The organism is Streptomyces sp. F63, from assembly GCF_018070345.1.
Taxonomy (GTDB): Bacteria; Actinomycetota; Actinomycetes; order Streptomycetales; family Streptomycetaceae; genus Streptomyces.
Genome location: NZ_JAGPXX010000001.1, coordinates 230,187 through 247,074, shown reverse-complemented (window position 1 = coordinate 247,074; position 16,888 = coordinate 230,187). Strand labels below are relative to the sequence as shown.

The following is a 16,888-nucleotide window of genomic DNA, read 5'->3' as shown; positions in this document are numbered from 1 at the left end:
GCGGACACGGCCGGACCGATGCTCCGCGGGGAGCGCCCGGGCCGGTGAACGGCAACGGCCGGGGCCCGGCACGCACGGCGCGCATCGCACGCCGCGTGCCGGGCCCCGGCCGTCGTCGCCGGCTCCGCGCCCGGGGCCCCGCGCTCGCGCCGGGCCGGGGCCGGGGCCGGAGGCCGCCTATTCGGGCTTGCCCGTGGCGACCGTCAGCGTGATCGTGTCCTTGTCCGGGTCGAACGGCTCGCCCTTGCGGGGGATCTGCTCCAGAACGGCGTTCTTCCCCCAGATGGAGGAGTCCTCGTACTCGAGGTCGTTGTACTTCCAGCCCGCCTCGTTCATGCAGTCCTTCACCGACGCGATGTGGCGGAAGCGCAGATCGGGCATGGTCACCGCGTCCTTGTCGTCGTAGTGCTCGTAGGCGTCGGTGCACTTCTCCGGGTCGATCGTCCGGCTCTTGTCCTCCGGGACCTCCTTGACCGGAGCGGCTTCGCCGCCCTCGCCGCCCTCGGCGTCGGCGGTCCCGCCGGCCGACGGGTCCGCCGGCCCGGTCTGCCCGCTGCCGGCCTGCTGCTTGTCGCCGCCGTCATCGGCGCCGTTGTTGAGGACCAGGGCCGTGATCAGACCGCCCACGGCCAGCAGGCCCACGACGAGGGCGCCCACCAGGAACGGCATGGTGCTCCTGCCGCCGCCCGTGCCGCCCGTGCCGGCCGTACCGCCCCCGCCGGGCTGCGGCGAGAGGCTGTACGGTGCGGCCGGGCCGGAGGGCCCGTACGGGGAGGGCGTCGGATAGCCCTGCCGGCCCATCGGGTAGCTGGGCGGCGGCGGAGTGGAGGGACCGAAGCCGCCCGGCCCCGGGGAGCCCGGTACGGGCGACGGCTGGTACGGGGTCTGCGCGCCCGGCACGCCCTGCGCACCCTGCGCGTACGCGGCGGGGTTCTGCTGGTCCAGCGGCGGGAAGACGGCCGAGCCCACCCCCGCACCGCTGTTCCGCGCTCCCGCCCAGCCGTCGCTGATCGCCGGGGCGGCGCCGGTCTGGCCCGCGGACGCCACCCGCGCGCACTCGGCGCGCATCGCCTCCGCCGTGGGGAAGCGCTCGTTCGGGTTCTTCTTCAGCGCCCGGGCGATGAGCGCGTCCACCGCCGGGGGCAGGGAGCGGTTGACGGACGACGGGACGGGCGGCTCCTCCTGCACATGCGCGTAGGCGATGGCCAGCGGCGAATCGGCGTCGAACGGCAGCTGCCCGGTGAGCAGTTCGAAGAGCAGGATGCCGACCGAGTAGAGGTCGGAGCGGGCGTCGACGCCGCGCCCCAGCGCCTGCTCCGGCGAGAGGTACTGGGGGGTGCCGACGACCATGCCGGTCTGCGTCATCGACGTGACGCCGGACTGCATGGCCCGCGCGATGCCGAAGTCCATGACCTTGACCACGTCGCGCTTGTTCATCATGACGTTGCCCGGCTTGATGTCCCGGTGGACCAGGCCCATCTCGTGGCTGACCTCAAGGGCCGCCAGCACGTCGCCCGCGATCCGCAGGGCCTTGTCGGCGGGCATCGCGCCGTACCGGGCGATGTCGTCGTCGAGCACGGAGCGCAGCGGGCGCCCCTCCACGTACTCCATGACGATGTAGGGCATCTTGCCGCCGCCCTCGGCATCGGAGAGGGTGTCCTCGCCGGTGTCGAACACGGAGACGATGTTGGTGTGGGAGAGTTTGGCGACCGACTGCGCCTCGCGCCGGAACCGCTCGCGGAACGCCTCCTCGCGGCCCAGCTCGGTGTGCAGGACCTTGATGGCCACCTGCCGGTCCAGCACCGTGTCGTACGCCAGGTGCACGGAGGCCATTCCGCCCGCGCCGAGGAGGTCGCGCAGCCGGTACCGCCCGCCCGCGACCGAGCGCCCCTCGTAGCGGCCCTGCCCGCCGTCCTCGCTCATGTGACTGACTCCCCCTGTGCGGACGGCCGTGTGGATGCGGGCCCCGGCCGGCTGCTCGAACAACCGTGATTACCGGCCAAGTCTGCCGCAGGGGTCGGCCACGTCAAGCCGGGTGCCCGTTCCGTGACCGGATGGGCGAGAAGAGTTCGGGAAGCGTTACAGCATCCCCACGGACGGACCCGGGATTTGCCTCCGCACCCCCTCAGCGGATTGGATGGTCTGTCCACCGGGGGACGGCGCGCCGTGCGGAGGCTGTAGCGTGCCTCCCGGAAGACCCCAGGGTCCCGAGCCGGCGGCAGGGGATTCGACGAGGGGGACCCGGACCGCGCACAGCGGACAGATGACTACGGCGAGGACTGATGGCACAGACGCGCTCCGGGGGCCCGTCCGAATCCGAACCGGCGAACGGCGGCAACGGGAACGGGAACGGCGGCCCCGGTGACTCCCCCGAGCTGTGGGGCGACGGCGGACTGGTCGGGGACGGGCGCTACCGCCTGACCCACCGGCTCGGCCGCGGTGGCATGGCGGAGGTCTTCGCCGCCGAGGACGTACGGCTCGGCCGCACCGTCGCGGTGAAGCTGCTGCGCTCCGATCTCGCGGAGGACCCGGTCTCGAAGGCCCGCTTCACGCGCGAGGCCCAGTCGGTCGCGGGCCTCAACCACCACGCGGTCGTCGCGGTCTACGACTCCGGCGAGGACGTGATCGGCGGAAGCACCGTCCCCTACATCGTCATGGAGCTCGTCGAGGGCCGGACGATCCGGGATCTGCTGATCGACTCCGAGGCGCCGCCGCCGGACCAGGCACTGATCATCGTCTCCGGGGTGCTGGAGGCGCTGGCCTACAGCCACCACCACGGCATCGTGCACCGCGACATCAAGCCCGCGAACGTGATCATCACCAACACGGGCGCGGTCAAGGTCATGGACTTCGGCATCGCCCGTGCGCTGCACGGCGCGCAGTCCACGATGACGCAGACCGGCATGGTCATGGGCACCCCGCAGTACCTCTCGCCGGAACAGGCCCTCGGCAAGACCGTGGACACCCGCTCCGACCTGTACGCCACCGGCTGCCTGCTCTACGAACTGCTGGCGCACCGCCCGCCGTTCACCGGCGAGAGCCCGCTGTCGGTGGTCTACCAGCACGTCCAGGACATGCCGGTGCCGCCGTCCCGGGTGTCGGACTCCGTGCCGCCGGAGCTGGACGGGCTGGTGATGCGCTCGCTGGCCAAGGATCCGGACGACCGGTTCCAGACGGCCGAGGAGATGCGCGGGCTGGCGCAGTACGCCCTGCAGATGCTGACCGAGCACGGCGGCCACACCGGCAGCTGGGACACCGGCACCGTCGCCGCGGCGGGCGCCGCCCCGACGGCCGGCCCGGCCGCCGGCGCGACCGCCATGATGCCGGCGGGCGGTGACACCTCGCAGATCCCCGCCCCGCTGCTGGGTCCCCCGCGGGGCGACGACGGCGGCTTCGACGGCACCCGCTATGACGGGGGCCGGGGCGGCTCCGGCCGGGGCCGCGGCCCGCTGCTGCTCGTGGCGGCGCTGGCGGCGGTCGCCATGGCAGTGGGGATCGTCTTCGCGCTCGACTGGGGCGGTGGCGGCAAGGAGCCGGACCAGAAGCCGTCGCCGACCGCCTCCCGGAGCCAGGACGACACCGAGAGGTCGCAGTCGCCGGAGGGCGAGGCCACCCAGGACCCGGAGACGGCGCCCGGCACCGGCGGCCAGGACCAGGACTACACGCCCGAACAGCCGAGCGGCGAGTACACCCCGTCCCAGGATCCGACCGCCGGTGAGACGACCACCAGCGCCCCGCCCGAGTCCCCTTCGGCGCCTCCGTCCGAGAGCACCCCGAGTGACCCGGGCAGCGACCCCGGCGCCACCGGGGATCCCGGTGGCGACACGGGCGACCCGGGCGGTGCCGGCGGCGACCCGGGCGGTGTCGGCGGGACCGACGAGGGCGTGACGACGGGAGGGGCGGCCGAGGGCTGATCCCCCGGTTCCCCTGTCCGGCTTTCCCGTGGCCGCAGCGGTGAGCAGGCCCCTTCGCACCGGAGCTCCCTCCGGCACGGAGGGGCCGCCGTCGTTCCGGGGGCCGTCCGCCCCGGCCGGTTCCCCGGCCCTCAGGTGGTGAAGGCGTCCCGTACCGCGTCGTAGTGCTCGGTCCACCACACGGCCAGGGCCGCCGCCGCGGGGAACTGGGCGTCGGCGCGCGGGTCGCGCAGTTCGTAGCGCCAGCGCAGCATCCAGAAGTCGTTCAGCCGTTCCCACCACACCCGGTGGACGGCCGCGGCCAGTTCGCCCGGGGCCGCTCCGGAGGCCCGCCGGTAGCCGCGCGCGTAGCAGCGGACCTTGGGCAGGGCGAGGGGGCCGCGGGGACGGACGAAGAAGATCGCCGCGGCCCGTACGGCCTCCTCGGCGCGCGGCTGGACGCTCAGCCGGTCCCAGTCGACGATCGCGGCCGGTTCGGTGCCCCGGTAGAGGAGGTTCAGCGGATGGAAGTCGCCGTGCACCCAGCCCGCGGCGGGCTCGGCACCCGGCCGGGGGCGCCGGTGGGCGTGGCGGCCGAGCAGGGCGCGCCGCTCGGTGAGCCGGTGCTCGGCGAGTTCGTCGAAGGCGTCGCGCTGCGGGCGGCGGCGGGCGCGGGCCAGGAGCTCCTCGATCAGGGCGTAGGTGTCGGCGGGGTCGGCGCTGGCCAGGGCGGGCGGGCTGGTGGGGGAGGCGGGTCGGCGCTGGCCGGGTAAGCGGAGGCGGTCGCCGGGCGCGGTGCCGCCCGCCCCCGGTGCCGCGCGCGGCGCGGGCGGCATGGTCCGTTCCAGCGCGGTGTGCACCCGGCCGAGGAGTTCGCCGAGCTGTCCGCATTCGCCGCGGGTGAGCTGGGCCCCGTAGCGGTGCCGGCCGTCGATCCAGGGGTGCAGGGCGAAGCAGCGCCCCCCGGTGACGGCGACGGTGGATCCGCCGGTGTCGGCCAGCGGCGGAACGGCGGGCAGGCCGAGCGCCGCGAGCCGGGCGGTCGCGCGGTGCTGGCGGGAGATGGCGGGGCTGTCGCCGTCGAGATGGTGTTTGAGGAAGAAGCGGCCGCGGGTGGTGACCAGGGCGTAGCCGCGGTTGAGCAGGCCCTGCGTCACCCGTTCGCAGGACAGCGCCTCGCCGAGCCCGTAGCGGCGCAGCAGGACGGCCAGGGTGCCCGCGCCGGGGGTCTCCGCGCCGGGGCTGCCGGGACCGCTGCCCGGCCGGACCGCCGGAGAGAGGGCTGCCGCCGGGGTGACGGGGCCCTGGAGGGGGTCCGGGACGGGATCCGGCGGAGCGGGGGCAACGGATGAGCGCGGCACTCGTCAAATGTTAGATCACGCTGCGTACCCGATCCGGAACCGGGGCCTCAATAAGACGGGCTCTCGCTCCGGCTTATCCCCGCGAACTCTTCCCGTGCTCTTGCCCCCCGGGTTAACGTGCCGTAGTCCCGGCTGTCGCAGGGCTGTGACCAGTGGTGTTCCCCGACCTACCCGATTTACTTGGAAATCCAAGCAAAATCCCAGGTCAGAGGGGGTTTCGCAGGAATGCGGGCCACTGGGTAACGTGCGTCCTGCGGCCAGATCCGGGCGCCTGTCACGCCCGGTCCGGCAGCCGCACCCACCCCGTGCGCCGTTCGAATCGGGTGAGCCCCCCCTGCCGTCGGCAAGGGGACCTACTGGGCCACCGGCGACCCCGGGGGCCGGACAGACGGAGGAGCACACCGTGACCGTGGAGAGCACCGCGGGGCGCAAGCCACGCCGCACCACAGCGAAGCGCGCCGGCGCCAAGAAGCCACCGGCGGGGGCACCGGACACCGCCGGGCAGCCCGAGCTCGTACAGCTACTGACGCCCGAGGGCAAGCGCGTCGAGCACCCCGAGTACTCCATCGACCTCGGCCCGGAGGAGCTGCGCGGGCTGTACCGGGACATGGTGCTGACCCGCCGCTTCGACGCCGAGGCCACCGCGCTCCAGCGCCAGGGCGAGCTGGGCCTGTGGGCCTCCCTGCTGGGCCAGGAGGCCGCGCAGATCGGCTCCGGCCGCGCCCTGCGGGACGACGACTACGTCTTCCCCACCTACCGCGAGCACGGCGTCGCCTGGTGCCGGGGCGTGGACCCGACCAACCTGCTGGGCATGTTCCGCGGCGTGAACAACGGCGGCTGGGACCCGACGGGCAACAACTTCCACCTCTACACGATCGTCATCGGCTCCCAGGCGCTGCACGCCACCGGCTACGCCATGGGCGTGGCCAAGGACGGCGCCGACTCCGCCGTGATCGCCTACTTCGGCGACGGCGCGAGCAGCCAGGGCGACGTGGCCGAGGCGTTCACCTTCTCAGCGGTCTACAACGCTCCGGTGGTCTTCTTCTGCCAGAACAACCAGTGGGCCATCTCCGAGCCCACCGAGAAGCAGACCCGCGTCCCGCTGTACCAGCGCGCCCAGGGCTACGGCTTCCCCGGCGTCCGGGTCGACGGCAACGACGTCCTGGCCTGCCTCGCCGTCACCCGCTCCGCGCTGGAGCGCGCCCGCCGCGGCGAGGGCCCGACCCTCGTCGAGGCGTTCACCTACCGCATGGGCGCCCACACCACCTCCGACGACCCGACCAAGTACCGGCGGGACGAGGAGCGGGAGGCCTGGGAGGCCAAGGACCCGATCCTGCGGCTGCGCGCCTACCTGGAGGCCGAGGGCATCGCCGACGCGGCGTTCCTCGCCGCGCTGGACCAGGAGAGCGAGGAACTGGGCCGCCATGTGCGCGAGGCGATCCGGCTGATGCCGGACCCCGACACCACGGCGATCTTCGAGCACATCTACGCGGACGGCCACGCCCTGGTCGACGAGGAACGCGCGCAGTTCGCCGCCTACCAGGCGTCCTTCGCCGAGGAGGGCAACTGACATGGCCGCCGAGAAGATCATGAAGCTTCCCATCGCCAAGGCGATCAACGAATCCCTCCGCAAGGCCATGGAGGACGACGCCAAGGTCCTGGTCATGGGCGAGGACGTCGGCAAGCTCGGCGGCGTCTTCCGCGTCACCGACGGCCTGCAGAAGGACTTCGGCGAGGACCGGGTCATCGACACCCCGCTCGCCGAGTCCGGCATCGTCGGCACCGCCATCGGCATGGCGCTGCGCGGCTACCGCCCCGTCGTGGAGATCCAGTTCGACGGGTTCGTCTTCCCCGCGTACGACCAGATCGTCACCCAGCTCGCCAAGATGCACGCGCGGGCCCTCGGCAAGATCAAGCTGCCCGTGGTCATCCGCATCCCCTACGGCGGCGGCATCGGCGCGGTGGAACACCACAGCGAGTCGCCGGAGGCGCTGTTCGCGCACGTCGCCGGGCTCAAGTGCGTCTCCCCGTCGAACGCCTCGGACGCCTACTGGATGATGCAGCAGGCGATCCGCAGCGACGACCCGGTCATCTTCTTCGAGCCCAAGCGGCGCTACTGGGACAAGGGCGAGGTGGACACCGCCGCCGTCCCCGGCCCGCTGCACGAGGCCGTCACCGTCCGCGAGGGCACCGACCTCACCCTCGTCGCCTACGGCCCGATGGTGAAGGTCTGCCTGGAGGCCGCGGCCGCGGCGGCGGAGGAGGGCAAGTCGCTGGAGGTCCTCGACCTCCGCTCGATGTCCCCGATCGACTTCGACGCGGTCCAGCGCTCGGTGGAGAAGACCGGGCGGCTGGTCGTCGTGCACGAGGCTCCGGTATTCCTGGGTACGGGATCGGAGATCGCCGCCCGGATCACCGAGCGGTGCTTCTACCACCTGGAGGCCCCGGTGCTGCGCGTGGGCGGATACCACGCGCCGTACCCGCCGGCCAGGCTGGAGGAGGAGTACCTGCCCGGCCTGGACCGGGTGCTCGACTCCGTCGACCGCGCTCTGGCGTACTGAAGGGACGGGGAAAGTGACGATGACAGCGACTTCCCAGCGCTTCCGCGAGTTCCGGATGCCCGACGTGGGCGAGGGACTCACCGAGGCCGAGATCCTCAAGTGGTACGTGGCACCCGGCGACACCGTGTCCGACGGGCAGACCGTCTGCGAGGTCGAGACCGCCAAGGCGGCCGTGGAACTGCCCATCCCCTTCGACGGCGTGGTGCGCGAACTGCACTTCGAGGAGGGGGCGACGGTCGACGTCGGCGCCGTCTTCATCACCGTCGACACCCGGCCGGGTGGTGACGGCGACGACGACGGCGGTGCCGCGCCCGCGGCGGAGGCGGCCCCCGCCCCGGCCGCGGAGCCGGCGGCCCCCGCCGAGCCGGAGCAGCCCCAGGAGCGGCAGCCGGTGCTGGTGGGCTACGGCGTCTCCGCCGCGTCCACCAAGCGCCGCGCGCGCAAGCCGCAGCCGGGTGCCGGTGCCGGTGCCGGGCAGGCCAACGGCGGGCCGGTCGTGCCCGCCGCGGAGCCCCCGGCCGCCGTTCCGGCGCAGGCCCCGCCGGCCGGTGCCCCGGAGGCCGCCCGGCCGCTCGCGAAGCCGCCGGTCCGCAAGCTCGCCAAGGACCTCGGCGTCGATCTGGCCTCGGTCGTCCCGACCGGCCCGGACTCCATCGTGACCCGCGAGGACGTGCACGCCGCCGCCGCGGCCGCCGCGGCGACGGCCCCTCCGGCGGCGCCGCCGGAGACGGCCCCGGCCCCCGCTCCCGCCGCACCGGCCGCCGCGCCCGTGTCCGCGCCCGCCGGCGGACGCGAGACCCGGGTGCCGATCAAGGGCGTGCGGAAGGCCACCGCCCAGGCGGTGACCGGCAGCGCCTTCACCGCCCCGCACGTCACGGAGTTCATCACCGTCGACGTGACGCGGACGATGAAGCTCGTCCAGGAGCTCAAGCAGGACCCGGAGATGGCCGGGCTGCGGGTCAACCCGCTGCTGCTGGTCGCCAAGGCGCTGCTGGTCGCGATCAGGCGGAACCCGGAGATCAACGCGGCCTGGGACGAGGCCGGCCAGGAGATCGTGTACAAGGAGTACGTCAACCTCGGCATCGCCGCGGCCACTCCGCGCGGTCTGATGGTGCCGAACATCAAGGACGCGCACGCCAAGACCCTGCCGGAGCTCGCGCGGGCGCTGGGCGAGCTGGTGGCCACCGCCCGGGAGGGGAAGACCTCCCCGGCGGCCATGCAGGGCGGCACGGTCACCATCACCAACGTCGGCGTCTTCGGCGTCGACACCGGTACGCCGATCCTCAACCCCGGCGAGTCCGCGATCCTCGCCTTCGGCGCGGTGAAGGAGCGCCCGTGGGTGCACAAGGGCAAGGTCAAGCCGCGTCAGGTGACGACCCTCGGCCTGTCCTTCGACCACCGGCTGGTCGACGGTGAGCTGGGCTCGAAGGTCCTCGCGGACACCGCGGCGATCCTGGAGCACCCCAAGCGGCTCATCACCTGGGCCTGACCACGGCCTGACGGCCCCGGGCCGGACCGGCCCGGCCCCGCAGTGCTCGACCCCGGAAGCCCGGACGCCACGCGCGTCCGGGCTTCCGGGCGTTCAGCCGCCCGTCCCGTCCGCATCCCGGACCGCTCCGAAGCCGTTCATCTCTTGTATCTAAGCTGTGTCCATGCTGTCCGCCCTCACCCCCGGCACCGCTCCCGGCACCGCTCCCGGCACCGTCCCCGGCAAGCGGCCGCCCGCCGCCGAGCGGGTCTACGCCCACGTCAAGCAGGCCGTCCTGGACCGCCGTTACGAGGGCGGCGCGCTGCTCACCGAGGGCCATCTCGCCGAGGCCACGGGCGTCTCCCGGACCCCGGTGCGCGAGGCCCTGCTGCGGCTGGAGGCCGAAGGGCTGCTCAAGCTCTACCCGAAGAAGGGCGCCCTGGTGCTGCCGGTCTCCGCGCAGGAGATCCGCGACGTGGTCGAGACCCGCCTGCTCGTCGAGGAGCACGCCGCCCGCCGGGCCGTCCCCGCGAGCCCGCGCCTGCTGGAGCGGCTGGAGGAACTCCTCGACGAGCAGCGGCGCCACGCGTCCGCCGGCGACCTGCCCGCCTTCTCCGTCAGCGACCGCTGCTTCCACGCCGAGATCGTGCGCAACGCCGGCAATCTCATCCTGGAGCGCCTCTACGACCAACTGCGCGACCGGCAGCTGCGGATGGGTGTGGCCGTGATGCACGCCCACCCCGACCGCATCGCCAAGAACATCGCCGAGCACACCGAGATCCTGCGCGCCCTGCGCGCGGGGGACGCCGACGCGGCCGCCGCGGCCGTGAGCGGGCATATCGGCCGGGTGCGGGAGCTGGCCGGAGGCGATGGCCGGTGAGCTCCGCGGCGTCTTCCGGCGGCCCCGCGTCCGCCTTCCCCGGCTCCGCCGTGCCCGACCCCCGCGGCGGCGGGCGGGCCGCCTTCGTCTGGGGTATCGGGGTCCTGGTCTACTTCCTGGCCGTCGCCTACCGCACCAGCCTCGGGGTGGCCGGGCTCGACGCCGCGGACCGGTTCGGGGTGAGCGCCTCCGCGCTGTCGACCTTCAGCATCCTCCAGCTCCTGGTCTACGCGGGGATGCAGATACCGGTGGGTCTGCTCGTCGACCGGCTGGGCACCAAGCGCGTCCTCATCCTCGGCATCTCCCTCTTCACCACCGGCCAGTTCGGCTTCGGCCTCTCCGACTCCTACGCCATGGCCCTGGCCGCGCGGGCGCTGCTCGGCTGCGGTGACGCCATGACGTTCATCAGCGTGCTGCGGCTGGGCTCCCGATGGTTCCCCGCCCGCCGCGGCCCGCTGATCGCCCAGGTGGCGGCGCTGATCGGGATGGCCGGCAATCTGCTCTCCACGCTGGTGCTGGCCCGGCTGCTCGGCGCCTTCGGCTGGACCCCGGCCTTCGCGGGCAGCGCGGCCGGCGGCGTGGCGGTGCTCGCCCTGGTGCTCGTCTTCCTCAAGGACCACCCGGAGGGCGGCGCCCCCGCCCCGGAACCCGGCGCCGGGAAGGGGACGGGCAGGACGCCGGCGCCGCGCTTCGGTGTCGGCCGGCAGATCGCCGACGCCTGGCGCGAGCCCGGCACCCGGCTGGGTATGTGGGTGCACTTCACCACCCAGTTCCCGGGCATGGTCTACCTGTTGCTGTGGGGGATGCCGTTCCTGGTCGAGGCCCAGGGGAGGTCCCGGGAGGAGGCCGGGGAACTGCTGACCCTGGTGGTGCTCTCCAACATGGCCGTCGGCCTCGTCTACGGGCAGCTCATCGCCCGGCACCACGGGGCCCGGATGCCGCTCGCGCTCGGCACGATCGGCCTGACCGCCCTCCTCTGGGGCACCACGCTGGCCTGGCCGGGCACGGCACCGGCGTGGCTGCTCGTCGCGCTCAGCCTGGTGCTGGGACTCTGCGGCCCCGCCTCGATGATCGGCTTCGACTTCGCCCGCCCGGCCAACCCGCCGGAGCGCATCGGCACCGCCTCCGGCATCGTCAACATGGGCGGCTTCACCGCCTCCATGACGACGCTGCTGGCCATCGGCGTGCTGCTGGACGCGACCGGGGACAACTACCGCGCCGCCTTCGCCTCCGTGTTCGTCCTGCAGGCGCTGGGCGTCGCGCAGATCCTGCGGCTGCGGGGGCGGGCGGACCGGCGGGAGCGGGAGCGGACCGTCGCCAGCCGGGTGGAGACGCTGCACGTGCCGGCCGTACGCCAGGGCTGACGGGACCTCAGCCGAGTGGCGGGAGCGGGGAGCGGGGAGCGGTCGGCGGACCGCGCCGGCATCCGCCCCGGAGGTCACGGACCGCGGGTGGGGCCGCGGTCCGGACGGAACGACGGAAGACGGTACGGAGGTGGGGGGACCCGGGACCCCGGGGCCCGGGGCCCGGGGTCCCGGTGAACGGCTGACCGGGGAACGGGCGGTCCGGAACGGCACAGGCGGGCCCGGCCGGGCCCGCGGCGGCCGCGCGCACCCGCGACCCCTGCGGCTTCGGCTTCCCTACGGCGTCGTCGAGAAGTTCCGCAGGATGGCCTCGGCGAGCTTCTGGTCGCCCTCCGTCTTGATCCGGTCCGCCACCGCCGCCGGCTTGACCCGGCCGCAGGCCAGCAGAACGTACGTCTCCCAGTCCAGGGTGAGCGTCACCGCCGGCCCCAGTGACGGGCTGCCGCTGACGGAGCCCCGGCCCTGCGCATCCACCCGCACCGTGCGCATGAACTCCACCGGCCCGTGCACGTCGATCACCACGGCCGTGTTCGGCGGGGCGCCCGCGTCCTTGGCGACGACCTTCGGCAGCCCCTCCAGCAGCAGGTCACGGGCCACCAGCGCACCCGGCGAATCCAGATGACCCGGCTGCCGCAGCGCCCGGCGCAGATCCTGCTCGTGCACCCAGACGTCGAACGCCCGCAGCTGCAGGCAGCGTTCCAGCGTCAGCTCCGCGCCGCCCAGCGGCCCCCGGACCTTCGTGCCGGGGTCGCGGCCCTCGTTGCGGAGCTGCCGCGAGCGGCGGATGATTGTGTACTCCAGCTCGGCGGTCATCTCCGGCCCCGTGTGGCAGCGCCGCACATCGACCTGGACCTCCATGTAGCGGGTCAGCTCGTCCGTCACGTGGTACAGATCGCGCGGCAGCGTGTGGATCGGCCGGGGATCGCCCAGCATCTCGCACTCCACTCCGATCACATGGGAGACGACGTCCCGCACGGACCAGCCGGGACAGGCGGTCGCGCGGTTCCACTCACCCTCGACGAGCGGCGTCACCAGCTCGGAGATCGCCTCGATGGAGTGGGTCCAGGCGTCGATGTAGGGCTGCAGGCTTGGGTGGACGGTCACGTGACCCCTCGGCGGTTCGTACGCGGGCTGGGTGCTTGAGCCACCGGCTCACGCAGTTAAGTTACGCTGCGCGTGGGCACACCGGCAGTGCTTTCGTGTGACGATCGTAGGCCCGTCGCTGCGGGCCGAAGGCCGAGAGTGGTGGTACCGTGCGCGCCTCCCTGCTGCAGATTGCCGTCAATGCGGAGGAAACGGTCGAAGCGCGCCGGGAACGGGTGGCCGCGCTCGTCCGGGACCAGGCCGGCTCCGGCCTGGTCGTCCTCCCCGAACTCTGGCCCACCGGCGCCTTCGCCTACGACCTCTTCGAGGAGTACGCCGAGACACTCGACGGCCCCACCGTCACCGCCATGGCCGCCGCCGCGGCCGATGCTTCGGTCTGGCTGCACGCCGGGTCCGTCGTCGAACGCGCCCCCGACGGCACCCTTTACAACACCTCCGTCGTCCTCGGCCCGGACGGCGGCCTCCGCGCCTCGTACCGCAAGATCCACCGCTTCGGCTTCGACAAGGGCGAGGCCGCCATGATGGGCGGCGGCGAGGAGATCGCCACCGTCCGCCTCCCCGACAGCGGGACGGGGACCGTGGCCGGGACGGAGACGGAGACCGGACCCGACACCGACACCGACACCGAGCCCGGGACCGTGGCCGGCCTGGCCACCTGCTACGACCTGCGCTTCCCCGAGCAGTTCCGCCGGCTCACCGACGCCGGAGCCGAACTCCTCGTCATCCCCGCCGGCTGGCCCGCCCGCCGCCGGGAGCACTGGACCCTGCTGGCCCGCGCCCGCGCCGTCGAGAACCAGGCGTACGTCCTCGCCTGCTGCTCCGCCGGCACGCACGGCGGCGTCGAACAGGCCGGGCACAGCCGGATCATCGACCCCTGGGGCGAGGTGATCGCCGAGGCCGGCGAGGACGAGGAGATCCTCACCGCCGACCTCGACCTCTCCCGCGTCGCGAAGACCCGCGCCGACTTCCCCGTCCTCCGCGACCGAGTCCTCGGCCTGCCGGACCCACGGCCGGGCGCGCGGGACGCCTGAGCGGGGTACGCACCAGGGCGCGAGGGCCCAAGACGCGGCGGCACCCCGCGCCCCCGTCAGTCGTACGTTCGCAGCGTGGCCACGAGTTGCCGTGCCTCCCCCGCACCTCGCCGCATCAGGGCAGCGGCCACGGTGTGCAGCTCGTTCCACGCGTGGGGGCGGCCGATCTCGGCAGCGTCGGGCACGATGGCCAGCGCGACCGAGGCGGCGTGCGACGCCTCGCCCGCTTCGGCCAGCGCGTGTGCCAGGCAGGCCCGGTACCACGTCTTGTCGCGCCGGTAGTCGTCCGGCAGCGCCGCCAGCCCGGCCGTGAGGTGGCGCACCGCCGTCTTTCCGTCGCGCAGGTGCAGTGCGGCCATCCCCCGTTGCAGCGTGAACCACGTCTCGCCGTAGAAGTACATCCACGGGGGCTCGTCCTCCGGGCGCTGCGCCGCGCGGCCGATGAGTTCCTGCGCTTGGTCCAGGAGCCGCTCGGCGTCGTCGGCATCGCCGCCCAGTGCGTGACCTCGGGCGGCCATCTGAGCGGCCATGCCCTGGACTCCGAGGGACGTTCCCGGGGCCGACCAGCGAGCCGCCTCCGCCAGACGCACACACCGGTCCCCACGGCCGCCCGACCACGCCATGTGCGCCTTCATGCTGAGCGTCGTGGCCGCCATAGTGGCGTCACCGGCCTCCAGCGCCCACTCATGGCTGCGGTCGTACCAGGCGAGGGCGGCTGCCGTCTTCCCCTGATCCTGCGCCATCCACGCCAGGAACTGCGCGTGCTCGGACGCCAGGCGTACCACCCGGCTCGCCAACGGGCCCCGGGCGTTGCCGTACAGGTCCACCACCGTCCGGAGTTGCCGGCGCATCAAGCCCGCCAACGGCCGCGAACCGATCTCGTCCTCGGCCCGGCGATGCTCCGCCAGGAGCCGGTCGAGCCAGTCGAGCGTGGCGGCGTCCACGGGGTGCTCTCCGTCGACCACGCTCGTCACGCGAGCCAGCAGGTCCTCGTCCGGCCCGGGGCCGGGCCCGGCGAGCGCGGGCACCGGTGAGCCGGCGCCCGGCCGGTCGGCTGCCAAGAGGTGGGCCGGGACGCGGAGCCCTTCCACGATCCGCTGCCGCACCTCGACCGAAGTGACGTGCCTCCGGCCGCGCTCGATGTTGGACACCTCGGGCTGAACGAGGCCGACGCGCTCCCCGAGCTTCGTCTGGCTCATCCCGGTGAGCTGCCGGTACGTACGAAAGACGGCGCCCCAGTCCCCGGCGGCGACCGTCGACACCAATTGCGGGTGGGACCACACGTCCGCGCGATTTTCCCCCATACGCCCAATATAGGGCGCACCCATAGGGCCGTGGCATGGCTTTGCGCGGGAACGGGCGCGAGGGTCTTCGCGAAAGGACCCCCGCGACCGTGGCGACGGCCCGGGGGCATGGCCACCAACCTGGCTTGGAGGTTGACGACATGCTCAAAACTACCGAGAGGCTCCTTCGTCCGCTGCTGCGGTTGCTGCTTCCTCCTGGGGGGCGCCACCGGTCAACGGGGGCAACCTCGTTGTCCGCGGCACCCACCGTTCCCCGGTGTCCGGGACCGCCCGCGCTGGACGGCGCAGCCATCGGACTCGTCCGGCCGTACCTCATCGCCCATGAACGAAGGACCGAGCGCGAACGACGACACCGCCGCCGCATCCGGCTGTTGCTGGTGCCACAGGGCATCGACCTGCCGGGGGTGGTCGCGTGACACCCGCCCCCGCCTCCTGCCGTGGTCCGACTCCGGCAAACCGGCCTACCTCCGCACCAGCGACCCGAACAGCATGCTGTCCCGGCTCGCCGACGAGATGGAGGAGGCCCAGCTCGGCATCGGCGAGAGCGTGCTGGCCGCCGCCAAGAGGATCTTGCGCGATCCGAAGGCGTCCGCGTCCGAGATGCGGTTCACCGCGACCCGGCTCAGTGAGTGCCTGTTCGACGCACTGAGAGTCGCCACGTCGCGCGGCGCCCGTCTGACGGACGCCGACGAGGAGGACGATTCGCCCGTTGACGACGCGGGGCCGACCGCGCAGGATCCGTCCCGCAGGTGTGAGGGCGGCAAGAACGACGGCCGGATCCCGGCGGACGGTCGCTGAACCGAGCATGAGCGGAGGCCGGTCCCCAAAGGCCGGCCTCCGCGTTCACGGCGCGCCTGGCGCCAGTTGTCCACCGGCGGGTGCCTCGGCGTCGTGTCCCCGCTCGGCGTCGGCCATCTCCGCCTTGATGGCATCAATGCGCTCGCGCTTCTCCGGGGTGATGTCGGCCGTCAGGTCGGCCATCGTGCCGAGTTTCATCTGCCCTGCCCAGGAGAAAGACGCCCCGCCGTCGGGGTCGAAGACGAACAGCATCCGGATGCCAGGTGCCTCGACCCAGTCCAGCACATCTTCGGAGGACCGCGCCCAACTCCCGCTCCAGTCGGAGGCGGACGGTCACCTCTCCGCGTCGTCGTCGGGCTGCTTCACGAACGACCCGCGGCCGGGAACCGTGTAGATCAAGCCGCGCTCACGCAGCACGGTCAAGGCCCGCTGGACCGTCGACGCCCCGGATGAGTATTCGCGGCGCAACTCCAGCTCCGACGGGACCCGGCCGGACAGTTCGCCCGACGTGATCTCTTCCGCGAGGTGGTCGGCGATCTGCTGGTACGGGTGACGCGGGTCGTCGGGATTAATGGTGCGGACCATGAGCCAATGGTGCGCCCGTTGGCACACCCGTGCGCATTGGTGTGGACTGGTGCGGCATGGTGCGGTGCGCGTACCGTTGGTCATGGAGAACCCCGGCGCCGCTGGCACGGCCCGGGGCATGGCCGATCGCTGCGAGGAGCGAACGACGATGCGAAGCCTACTGACCCCTGTCCGCCTTCTTCCATGGCCCGGACCAGAGGGCCGACGCGCATACATTCCGGACGGCGACCCCGGCGGCTTCCTGACCAAGCTCGCCGACAACGTCGAGGCCGCGCAGCTCAAGACCGGCGCGGACGTCCTGGACCTCGCGCGCGGAGTTCTGGACGACCCGAAGGCGACGGTGTCCGAACTGCGCTACGCGGCGAAACGGCTCGCCGAGTGCCTGGCCGATGCCCTGCTGGTCGCCGAGTCACGCGGCGGCCGACTCGGGTCGCCGGACCCAGACGAAGCCGTGCTGCCGTGACGCGCTGAGACCGCCCCCGGGACGCCTGGGCGGCCCCGGCCATGCCTGTGCCCGGCGTCCGGGCCTCGCCCGTCGT

The 16,888-nt window shown here is 73.3% G+C and carries 15 protein-coding genes; 9 read left to right on the top strand and 6 right to left on the bottom strand.

Annotated features, from left to right (window positions below; genetic code table 11):
- Positions 1–177: 177 nt before the first annotated feature.
- Positions 178–1,923, bottom strand: a complete 1,746-nt coding sequence (locus tag KBZ10_RS01115; protein ID WP_210985531.1) for a protein kinase — start codon at positions 1,921–1,923, stop codon at positions 178–180.
- A gap of 359 nt (positions 1,924–2,282) precedes the next feature.
- On the opposite strand from KBZ10_RS01115, the gene KBZ10_RS01110 reads away from it, so the two are divergent.
- On the top strand, positions 2,283–3,914 hold the full coding sequence (locus KBZ10_RS01110) for a protein kinase (RefSeq protein WP_210985530.1): 1,632 nt from the start codon (positions 2,283–2,285) through the stop codon (positions 3,912–3,914).
- A 131-nt stretch (positions 3,915–4,045) separates the two neighbouring features.
- On the opposite strand, the gene KBZ10_RS01105 is transcribed toward KBZ10_RS01110, so the two are convergent.
- On the bottom strand, positions 4,046–5,104 hold the full coding sequence (locus tag KBZ10_RS01105; RefSeq protein ID WP_210985749.1) for a phosphotransferase: 1,059 nt from the start codon (positions 5,102–5,104) through the stop codon (positions 4,046–4,048).
- 553 nt (positions 5,105–5,657) lie between these two features.
- On the opposite strand from KBZ10_RS01105, the gene pdhA reads away from it, so the two are divergent.
- The 5 genes from pdhA (at position 5,658) to KBZ10_RS01080 (ending at position 11,527) form a co-directional block, all read left to right on the top strand.
- On the top strand, positions 5,658–6,824 hold the full coding sequence (pdhA, locus tag KBZ10_RS01100) for a pyruvate dehydrogenase (acetyl-transferring) E1 component subunit alpha (RefSeq protein WP_210985529.1): 1,167 nt from the start codon (positions 5,658–5,660) through the stop codon (positions 6,822–6,824).
- A gap of 1 nt (position 6,825) precedes the next feature.
- Positions 6,826–7,815, top strand: a complete 990-nt coding sequence (locus tag KBZ10_RS01095; protein WP_210985528.1) for an alpha-ketoacid dehydrogenase subunit beta — start codon at positions 6,826–6,828, stop codon at positions 7,813–7,815.
- Positions 7,816–7,834: 19 nt separating this feature from the next.
- Complete coding sequence (locus tag KBZ10_RS01090; RefSeq protein WP_210985527.1) at positions 7,835–9,304, top strand: dihydrolipoamide acetyltransferase family protein; 1,470 nt, start codon at positions 7,835–7,837, stop codon at positions 9,302–9,304.
- 163 nt (positions 9,305–9,467) lie between these two features.
- Entirely contained in the window at positions 9,468–10,163 is a 696-nt protein-coding gene (locus KBZ10_RS01085) for a GntR family transcriptional regulator (RefSeq protein WP_210985526.1), read from the top strand.
- The gene (locus KBZ10_RS01080; protein WP_210985525.1) at positions 10,160–11,527 is read left to right on the top strand and encodes a nitrate/nitrite transporter; all 1,368 of its coding nucleotides are present in this window, start codon (positions 10,160–10,162) and stop codon (positions 11,525–11,527) included. The genes KBZ10_RS01085 and KBZ10_RS01080 overlap by 4 nt, the downstream gene beginning before the upstream one ends.
- Before the next feature lie 276 nt (positions 11,528–11,803).
- On the opposite strand, the gene KBZ10_RS01075 is transcribed toward KBZ10_RS01080, so the two are convergent.
- Positions 11,804–12,631 (bottom strand): maleylpyruvate isomerase family mycothiol-dependent enzyme, encoded by an 828-nt coding sequence (locus KBZ10_RS01075; RefSeq protein ID WP_210985524.1) that lies wholly within the window; start codon positions 12,629–12,631, stop codon positions 11,804–11,806.
- Positions 12,632–12,780: 149 nt separating this feature from the next.
- On the opposite strand from KBZ10_RS01075, the gene KBZ10_RS01070 reads away from it, so the two are divergent.
- A complete protein-coding gene (locus KBZ10_RS01070; RefSeq protein WP_210985523.1) occupies positions 12,781–13,662 on the top strand; it encodes a carbon-nitrogen family hydrolase in 882 nt (293 codons plus the stop codon).
- Between the two features lie 56 nt (positions 13,663–13,718).
- On the opposite strand, the gene KBZ10_RS01065 is transcribed toward KBZ10_RS01070, so the two are convergent.
- Positions 13,719–14,966 (bottom strand): helix-turn-helix domain-containing protein, encoded by a 1,248-nt coding sequence (locus KBZ10_RS01065; protein WP_210985522.1) that lies wholly within the window; start codon positions 14,964–14,966, stop codon positions 13,719–13,721.
- A 321-nt stretch (positions 14,967–15,287) separates the two neighbouring features.
- On the opposite strand from KBZ10_RS01065, the gene KBZ10_RS29040 reads away from it, so the two are divergent.
- Positions 15,288–15,764, top strand: a complete 477-nt coding sequence (locus KBZ10_RS29040; protein ID WP_247701602.1) for a hypothetical protein — start codon at positions 15,288–15,290, stop codon at positions 15,762–15,764.
- Between the two features lie 45 nt (positions 15,765–15,809).
- Here the strand turns inward: KBZ10_RS29040 and KBZ10_RS29035 are convergent, their stop codons facing one another.
- Together KBZ10_RS29035 and KBZ10_RS01050 are read right to left on the bottom strand one after the other, a co-directional pair.
- Positions 15,810–16,049 (bottom strand): hypothetical protein, encoded by a 240-nt coding sequence (locus tag KBZ10_RS29035; RefSeq protein ID WP_247701601.1) that lies wholly within the window; start codon positions 16,047–16,049, stop codon positions 15,810–15,812.
- Positions 16,050–16,097: 48 nt separating this feature from the next.
- Complete coding sequence (locus KBZ10_RS01050) at positions 16,098–16,349, bottom strand: GntR family transcriptional regulator (protein ID WP_210985521.1); 252 nt, start codon at positions 16,347–16,349, stop codon at positions 16,098–16,100.
- A gap of 148 nt (positions 16,350–16,497) precedes the next feature.
- Here KBZ10_RS01050 and KBZ10_RS01045 point away from each other — a divergent pair, with 148 nt between their 5' ends.
- Entirely contained in the window at positions 16,498–16,812 is a 315-nt protein-coding gene (locus tag KBZ10_RS01045; RefSeq protein WP_210985520.1) for a hypothetical protein, read from the top strand.
- The last annotated feature ends 76 nt before the right edge of the window (positions 16,813–16,888 follow it).

Bases quoted from the DNA above. Each gene is read 5' to 3' on its own strand.
- KBZ10_RS01115 (WP_210985531.1), bottom strand. From the start codon at position 1,923: ATGAGCGAGGACGGCGGGCAGGGCCGCTACGAGGGGCGCTCGGTCGCG.
- KBZ10_RS01110 (WP_210985530.1), top strand. From the start codon at position 2,283: ATGGCACAGACGCGCTCCGGGGGCCCGTCCGAATCCGAACCGGCGAAC.
- KBZ10_RS01095 (WP_210985528.1), top strand. From the start codon at position 6,826: ATGGCCGCCGAGAAGATCATGAAGCTTCCCATCGCCAAGGCGATCAAC.
- KBZ10_RS01090 (WP_210985527.1), top strand. From the start codon at position 7,835: ATGACAGCGACTTCCCAGCGCTTCCGCGAGTTCCGGATGCCCGACGTG.
- KBZ10_RS01085 (WP_210985526.1), top strand. From the start codon at position 9,468: ATGCTGTCCGCCCTCACCCCCGGCACCGCTCCCGGCACCGCTCCCGGC.
- KBZ10_RS01065 (WP_210985522.1), bottom strand. From the start codon at position 14,966: ATGGGGGAAAATCGCGCGGACGTGTGGTCCCACCCGCAATTGGTGTCG.
- KBZ10_RS29040 (WP_247701602.1), top strand. From the start codon at position 15,288: ATGAACGAAGGACCGAGCGCGAACGACGACACCGCCGCCGCATCCGGC.
- KBZ10_RS01050 (WP_210985521.1), bottom strand. From the start codon at position 16,349: ATGGTCCGCACCATTAATCCCGACGACCCGCGTCACCCGTACCAGCAG.
- KBZ10_RS01045 (WP_210985520.1), top strand. From the start codon at position 16,498: ATGCGAAGCCTACTGACCCCTGTCCGCCTTCTTCCATGGCCCGGACCA.